Source organism: Flavobacterium sp. (genome assembly GCF_049590715.1).
In the GTDB taxonomy this organism is placed as follows: Bacteria; Bacteroidota; Bacteroidia; order Flavobacteriales; family Flavobacteriaceae; genus Flavobacterium.
In genome coordinates this window covers 1-7,403 of record NZ_JBAWDL010000253.1, presented here as the reverse complement: position 1 = coordinate 7,403, position 7,403 = coordinate 1, and the positions used below count along the sequence as shown (strand labels likewise).

Here is a 7,403-nt window from a genome sequence, read left to right as displayed (position 1 = left end):
GTAAAAAAGGAATAGGAGAGTGCGGAATCTTAAGAGGTTTAAGTGCGGATGATCGTCCGGATTATGAAGAAAAATTACAATGGACGTGTGACAATATCCAGCTAGGTAAAGAGGCTTTGTGGAATGCTTTGTTAGAGTTCCCATCTATACAATTTGGTATTGAAATGGCTTTTCGTTCTTTGAGTAGTGAAACACCATTTTTACTGTTTCCGTCAGCCTTTACTAATGAGGGAAAACCGATAGTAATTAACGGCTTGGTTTGGATGGGTGACGCCGATTTTATGATGGACCAAATCAATGAAAAAATCAAGCAAGGGTTTACCTGTATTAAACTAAAAATAGGAGCGATAGATTTTGACAAAGAACTGCAGTTGTTACGCTTTATACGTGCTCATTTCCCACCGAATAAGATGGAAATAAGGGTAGATGCTAATGGAAGTTTTTGTTTAAATGAAGCTTTAAATAAGTTAAAGCAATTATCTGAATTTAAGCTTCATAGTATTGAGCAACCTATTAAGAAACACAACACTGACAGGATGGCAGAGCTTTGCAATGAGACTCCTTTTCCTATTGCGCTGGATGAAGAATTGATTGGAGTGTTTTCTGTGGAGGAGAAGGAAGTATTGTTGCGAAAAATTAAGCCACAATACATCATTTTAAAGCCTAGTTTTGTGGGTGGTTTTAAAGGAACAATGGAGTGGATTATGCTGGCCGAAAAGTATGAAATTGGTTGGTGGATAACCTCTGCTTTGGAGAGTAATATTGGATTGAATGCTATCGCACAATGGACGTATTTATTACATAATTCGATGCCGCAAGGATTAGGGACTGGAGCGCTTTATACGAATAACTTTGAATGTCCATTGACGGTTATGGAAGGTAAATTGTGGTACAATCAAAATGTGGATTGGACGTTTGATTTTGATATGCTTTCTACTTGATTAGATTTTGGTTTTAACAATGAATTTATAATATAGAAATTCTTATTTCTGACCAATCATATTCTTTTCTTTAACCGAAGATGTACAATTTTATTATAATTTTGATTGTAAATAAACCGCTTTAAGAGGAATTACCACAAATTTTTAAGGTTAGAAACTTAAAATAAAGTTTAGGGAAAATAAAACTGTGAATTTGTGGTTATTTTTTTTAATTCGTGCGTTTGCCTTGGCTCTTAAATCCTTATTTTTGCATAAATAGAATTTTCATGCAACAATACATTTCCCAACTCAACGAAGCCCAACAACTCCCAGTACTGCAAAAAGAAGGTCCGATGATTATTATTGCGGGTGCTGGTTCTGGTAAAACACGCGTATTAACCATCAGAATAGCGTATTTAATGCATCAAGGTGTGGATGCGTTTAATATTTTATCGCTGACGTTTACTAATAAAGCAGCTCGTGAGATGAAAGAACGTATTGCTTCTATTGTAGGTGCTAGTGAGGCCAAAAACCTTTGGATGGGGACTTTTCACTCTATTTTTGCCCGCATATTGAGATCGGAAGCAGATAAATTAGGGTATCCTTCAAATTTCACAATTTACGACTCGCAGGATTCGTTACGTTGTATTTCAGGAATTATCAAGGAAATGCAGTTGGACAGAGATATTTATAAACCAAAACAAATCTTGAGCCGAATTTCGACTTTTAAAAACAGTTTGATTACGGTAAAGGCGTATTATAATGACCCAGATTTGCAAGAAGCAGATGCGATGGCAAAAAAGCCTAGAATGGGCGAAATCTATCAAAATTATGTAGACCGTTGTTTTAAGTCGGGAGCGATGGATTTTGATGATTTGTTATTGAAAACCAATGAGTTACTGACTCGTTTTCCAGAGGTTTTGTCAAAATATCAAAACCGTTTTCGTTACATTATGGTGGATGAGTACCAAGATACAAACCACTCTCAGTATTTAATCGTAAGAGCTTTATCAGATAAATTTCAAAACATTTGTGTGGTGGGTGATGATGCACAAAGTATCTATGCCTTTCGTGGTGCGAATATCAATAATATTTTGAACTTTCAAAAAGATTACCATGGTGTACAAACCTATCGTCTAGAGCAAAATTATCGTTCGACTCGAAACATTGTAGAAGCCGCCAATACTATTATAGATAAAAACAAAGTCAAACTGGATAAAATTGTTTGGACAGCAAACGATTCAGGGCCTAAAATAAAAGTACACCGTAGTATGACGGATGCTGAGGAAGGACGTTTTGTGGCAAGTACAATTTTCGAACAAAAAATGCAAAACCAACTCAATAATGGTTCTTTCGCAATTTTGTATCGTACCAATGCACAATCCCGTGCCATGGAGGATGCATTGCGAAAAAGAGATATTCCATACCGTATTTATGGTGGTTTGTCTTTTTATCAAAGAAAAGAAATCAAGGATGTATTGTGTTATTTACGTTTAGTAATCAATCCAAAGGATGAGGAAGCTTTAGTGCGTGTTATCAATTACCCAGCTAGAGGAATCGGAGACACTACGGTCGAGAAATTGACAGTAGCAGCCAACCATTACAAGCGTTCGATTTTTGAAGTAATGCAAAACATTGATAAAATCGACTTAAAACTCAACTCGGGAACGAAGCAAAAATTGAAAGATTTCGTATTGATGATTCGCAGTTTCCAAGTGATTAATGAAAATCAAGATGCTTTTTACTTGACGGATCATGTGGCGAAAAAAACTGGATTGGTTCAAGAATTAAAGAAAGACGCTACTCCAGAAGGGATGATGCGTATTCAAAATATAGAAGAATTACTAAACGGTATCAAAGATTTTACCGAAGGACAAAAGGAAATTGATGGCGCCCGTGGTGCTTTATCTGAATTTCTTGAAGATGTTGCTCTTGCTACTGATTTAGATAATGATACCAGTGATCAAGATCGTGTGGGATTGATGACAATTCACTTGGCTAAAGGATTAGAATTCCCACATGTTTTTGTGGTAGGTATGGAGGAAGATTTATTTCCATCAGCAATGAGTATGAGTACTCGAACGGAATTAGAGGAAGAGCGACGTTTATTTTATGTTGCCCTTACTCGTGCTGAGCATCAAGCGTATTTGACGTATGCGCAATCGCGCTATCGCTGGGGGAAACTAACGGATTGTGAGCCTTCGCGTTTTATTGAAGAAATTGACGGCCAGTTTTTAGAATATCTTACTCCAGCCGAAAGTAATTACCGTTACAAATCGATGATCGATAAAGATATTTTTGACGATGTAGATAAATCTAAGTTTAGATTGTCAAAACCTGCTAGTGGAACTCCACCGACAAAATACAACTCTAATAATGAACCTAAATCAGAGGTGAATGTTAGAAAGTTAAAGCCAATGACTGGAAAAACACCTGCTGCAACAGCTAATTTGTTTGATAATAATTTGGTAGCTGGAAATTTAGTCATGCACGAACGCTTTGGTAGAGGGCACGTTATCAGTATTGAAGGAGTTGGAGCAGATAAAAAAGCCGAAATCAAGTTTGAAGTAGGAGGAATCAAGAAACTATTATTGCGCTTTGCAAAATTGGATGTTATTGGTTAATCCTTATTTAAAAGTGTAGGTTTAAAGTTAATGAAATGCTTCTAAATCAACAGATAGGGATTAGGACGAAATTTTATCCTTGAGGATTCAAAAACAACTTATTGTAGCAAATATTGATTTTGTTGAAAAAAAAATGTTTGGAGGCAACGTTTTTACGATACAAGACAAAATATGCATTGGAGTTATAAAAGAGGTGTGAAAGTTACTAGTAATGAGGAATTTTATGAACCATTATTAGAAAACAATCCTATAATCCCGATGAATTTTAGGGGTAGAACAATGAAAATTTTCTGCTTATCGAACCGGAGGTGTATTACAGAACAGGAATTGTCAAAATGGACTAGATACCCTATTGATTTTGGAGAACGAGGAATTGTAAAAAGCAAAAAAAAAATAAACTAATATATTTTAAGATTACTTAAATACCCCAAAATATCTTATGCAATTATGAAGCTAAATGGTAAAAACAAAGATTCACGAAGAATAAAAATAGTATACACTTCTAAATGTTTTTCTTTGTGAATCTTTGATATATAGGAATATAATCACCTCCTATTTGTTTTGAACAGTATAGCTGTTCCTAAGTAAACTTTAATCGATTGCTCTTTTAGTAATGTCTCCAAAAGCATCAATTCTTCTATCTCTAAAGAAGGGCCAATTTTGACGTACATTTTCTTGTAAATCTAAATCTACTTCAGCAATCAAAATTTCTTCTTTATCGTGTGAAGCTTGCGCTAAAATTTCTCCTTGTGGTCCAGCGATAAACGAAGCACCCCAAAATTCTATTCCCGCTGTCCCCTCAATATATTGTTCTAAACCAATTCGGTTTGCTGCCGCAACATACACACCATTGGCTACAGCATGTCCTTTCATAACATTCATCCAAGCGCCATATTGGTTTTCACCGTATTGATCTTTTTCTTGTGGATGCCATCCAATAGCTGTTGGGTAAAACAATACTTCAGCTCCTTTAAGCGCTGTTAAACGTGCCGCTTCAGGATACCATTGATCCCAACAGATTAGCGTTCCTATTTTTCCCTTTTGTGTCGGAATTGTTTTGAAACCTAAATCTCCTGGAGTAAAGTAGAATTTTTCATAAAAATGAGGATCATCTGGAATATGCATTTTTCGATATAACCCAGCTTCACTACCATCTGTATCAATAATATAAGCACTATTGTGGTAAATACCTGCCATCCTTTTTTCGAAAAAAGGCACAATAATAACCACTCCTAATTCTTTAGCTAATTCACTAAATGCGATAAAAGATGTACTGTATAAAGGCTCAGCGATCGAAAAATTATCGACATCTTCACTTTGACAAAAATAATGACTACTATATAATTCAGGTAGCGAAATAACTTCAGCTCCTTGACTGGCAGCATCCCGTACCCAACTGATGCATTTTTTTAAGTTGTTTTCGGCAACATCATTTAGATTCAATTGGATTACCGCTATTTTATATTTTTTGTTTGACATGGTATAAAATTTAGACTGCAAAAATAAGGATTTTATAAAGAGTGTTACTAGTGTTGTATGTAATTTTTTCCGAATAGAATAATCAATAACGATCAACTTTGTGTGTACCAGATTAAAATTTTATACCATAAAATTATATAATTACTAAATTTAACAAAGAGAATAAAACCTGTTAATGACTTTGAACCTATAACTGTTTAGTTTAATAGAATTAACCTATTTTTGTACTTCATTTGAACTAATAACCCCAATAATATGAAATCTTATTTCAACATTAAAGCAGTTATCCTGCTGTTTTTAATTCTTTTAGCTAGCCCTGTTTTAGTAGCTCAATCTGATTCGGATAAAACAAATTCTATTGTTAGCCAGATGCTAACAGCGATGGGAGGCATAGAAAACTATAACAACACTCGTTTTATACAATGGGAATTTGGAAAAAGAAAAATGTATTGGGACAAATGGACGGGAGATGTTCGTATAGAAAGCACTGAGGATAATCAATGTATTTTAATGAATATAAATACTTTAAAAGGAAAAGCTTATGCAAATGGACATCTTGTTGAAAACGAAGTAAACACTAAGAAATTACTAAACCAAGCTAAAAACTGGTGGATTAACGATTCGTATTGGCTGGTTATGCCATGGAAACTACATGATCCAGGAGTAACTTTAAAATATGTCAAAACAGCTAAACTTCCCGACGGGAAAATGGCCGATATCTTGGAAATGACTTTTAATGCCGTGGGGGTTACTCCAAATAATAAATATTGGGTTTATGTAGATCAAGAAGATCATTTACTCAAACAATGGTCGTTCTTTAAAAATTTTAATGACAATGAGCCACAGTTTACCAAAGCTTGGGACAATTATCAAAAAACAGGTATGATTTTATTATCCTTCGATAGGAGTAAAGGTGCTGGTGGTCCAAAAAATGTTGTGGTGAATACTACTGTAGACTCTGCTATTTTTACTAAATTGTAAGACTAATTAATGAGAGATGCTCCATTTTTCTCTTTGTTATTTTAACATTGTATACTTTATGATAGTTTTCAATTTAATTGCTTTTATAAATATAAGGAATGAGTATATTTTTTTAATAAATTTAAATTGAACCAAACAAATCGCTGCACCGAAAGTCAGGGCAAACGCATGAGTTTTATTAAAAAACATATAATATAAGCAAGAAATAACTTGTTAAATTGTATTTATTTCACTATATTAAACACTTATTAATCAGTAGTATAAGTGTTTTTATGGTGAGTAAAATAATATCTATTTTTAGTAAAATAGAAGATAATAGAAGAGTTTTAAGCAATGATTACGATTTAAACAGCATACTTGTTTCGTCGATAATTTCAGTAATTTCTGGAGCAAATACTTGGAATGAAATAGAAGAATATTGTGTAGAAAAAGAAGAATGGCTATCCACATTTCTAAATTTTGACAAAGGAATTCCTTCCCATGACACCTATAATCGAGTCATAAGTAGTATTGAACCAGTTAAATTAGAAAATTGTTTTAGAGAATGGGTTAATTCTTTAATTGAAGATAAAGGGATACAGGGAGTTGTAAATCTTGATGGCAAAACAATTAGAGGTGCAAAAAGTCATGGATTAAAATCAGCCTTTCATATGGTTAGTGCATGGTCCTGCGAAAGCAACATGGTTTTAGGGCAATTACGAGTGAATGAAAAATCAAATGAAATAACAGCTATACCTAAATTAATAGATTTGCTTGAAATTGAAAATTGCATCATAACTATTGATGCTATGGGATGTCAGACTGAAATTGCTGATAAGATAATTGAAAAAAAAGCAGATTATGTTTTAGCTGTAAAAGCTAATCAGGCTAAACTATTGGAAGAAATTGAAGATGAATTCAGATTTTCAAAAGATATTAGGAATACTGAAACTGTGGATTTAGATCACGGAAGAATAGAAACTAGAAAATGCAGTGTAATAAATAGCTTTCAACATATTGAAAGCCAAGGTAAATGGAAAAATTTAAAAAGTGTTGTTAGGATAGAAAGTATCCGTGAATTTAAAAACAGCGACAAACAAACAGAACAATTTACACGTTATTACATATCAAGTTCAAATGAAGATGCTGATTTTTTTCAACAAGTAATAAGGTCACATTGGAGTATAGAAAATAAATTGCATTGGACTCTTGACGTTGCTTTTAATGAAGATATGAGTAGAAAAAGAACTGAAAATGCAGCACAAAACTTTTCATTAATTACTAAAATAGCACTAAATATTTTGAAGAATGACAATTCTTCAAAATTAGGAATTAAAGGAAAACGTCTTAAAGCTGGATGGAGTAATGGATATCTTGAAAAATTATTAGGCATTAATTAAAAACTCATGCGTTTGCCCTG

The 7,403-nt window shown here is 33.6% G+C and carries 5 protein-coding genes; 4 read left to right on the top strand and 1 reads right to left on the bottom strand.

What is annotated here, in order from left to right; translation table 11 throughout:
- Both WBQ70_RS11680 and WBQ70_RS11675 read left to right on the top strand, forming a co-directional pair.
- On the top strand, positions 1-941 hold a 941-nt coding region (locus WBQ70_RS11680), incomplete at its 5' end, for an o-succinylbenzoate synthase (RefSeq protein WP_423914367.1).
- A 266-nt stretch (positions 942-1,207) separates the two neighbouring features.
- On the top strand, positions 1,208-3,544 hold the full coding sequence (locus WBQ70_RS11675; RefSeq protein WP_423914365.1) for an ATP-dependent helicase: 2,337 nt from the start codon (positions 1,208-1,210) through the stop codon (positions 3,542-3,544).
- A gap of 591 nt (positions 3,545-4,135) precedes the next feature.
- Here WBQ70_RS11675 and WBQ70_RS11670 read toward each other — a convergent pair.
- A complete protein-coding gene (locus tag WBQ70_RS11670) occupies positions 4,136-5,023 on the bottom strand; it encodes a carbon-nitrogen hydrolase (protein ID WP_423914362.1) in 888 nt (295 codons plus the stop codon).
- Positions 5,024-5,278: 255 nt separating this feature from the next.
- On the opposite strand from WBQ70_RS11670, the gene WBQ70_RS11665 reads away from it, so the two are divergent.
- Together WBQ70_RS11665 and WBQ70_RS11660 are read left to right on the top strand one after the other, a co-directional pair.
- Positions 5,279-6,004, top strand: coding sequence for a hypothetical protein (locus WBQ70_RS11665; RefSeq protein WP_423914360.1), 726 nt, complete (start codon positions 5,279-5,281; stop codon positions 6,002-6,004).
- A gap of 272 nt (positions 6,005-6,276) precedes the next feature.
- On the top strand, positions 6,277-7,383 hold the full coding sequence (locus tag WBQ70_RS11660) for an ISAs1 family transposase (protein ID WP_423914358.1): 1,107 nt from the start codon (positions 6,277-6,279) through the stop codon (positions 7,381-7,383).
- Positions 7,384-7,403: the final 20 nt, after the last annotated feature.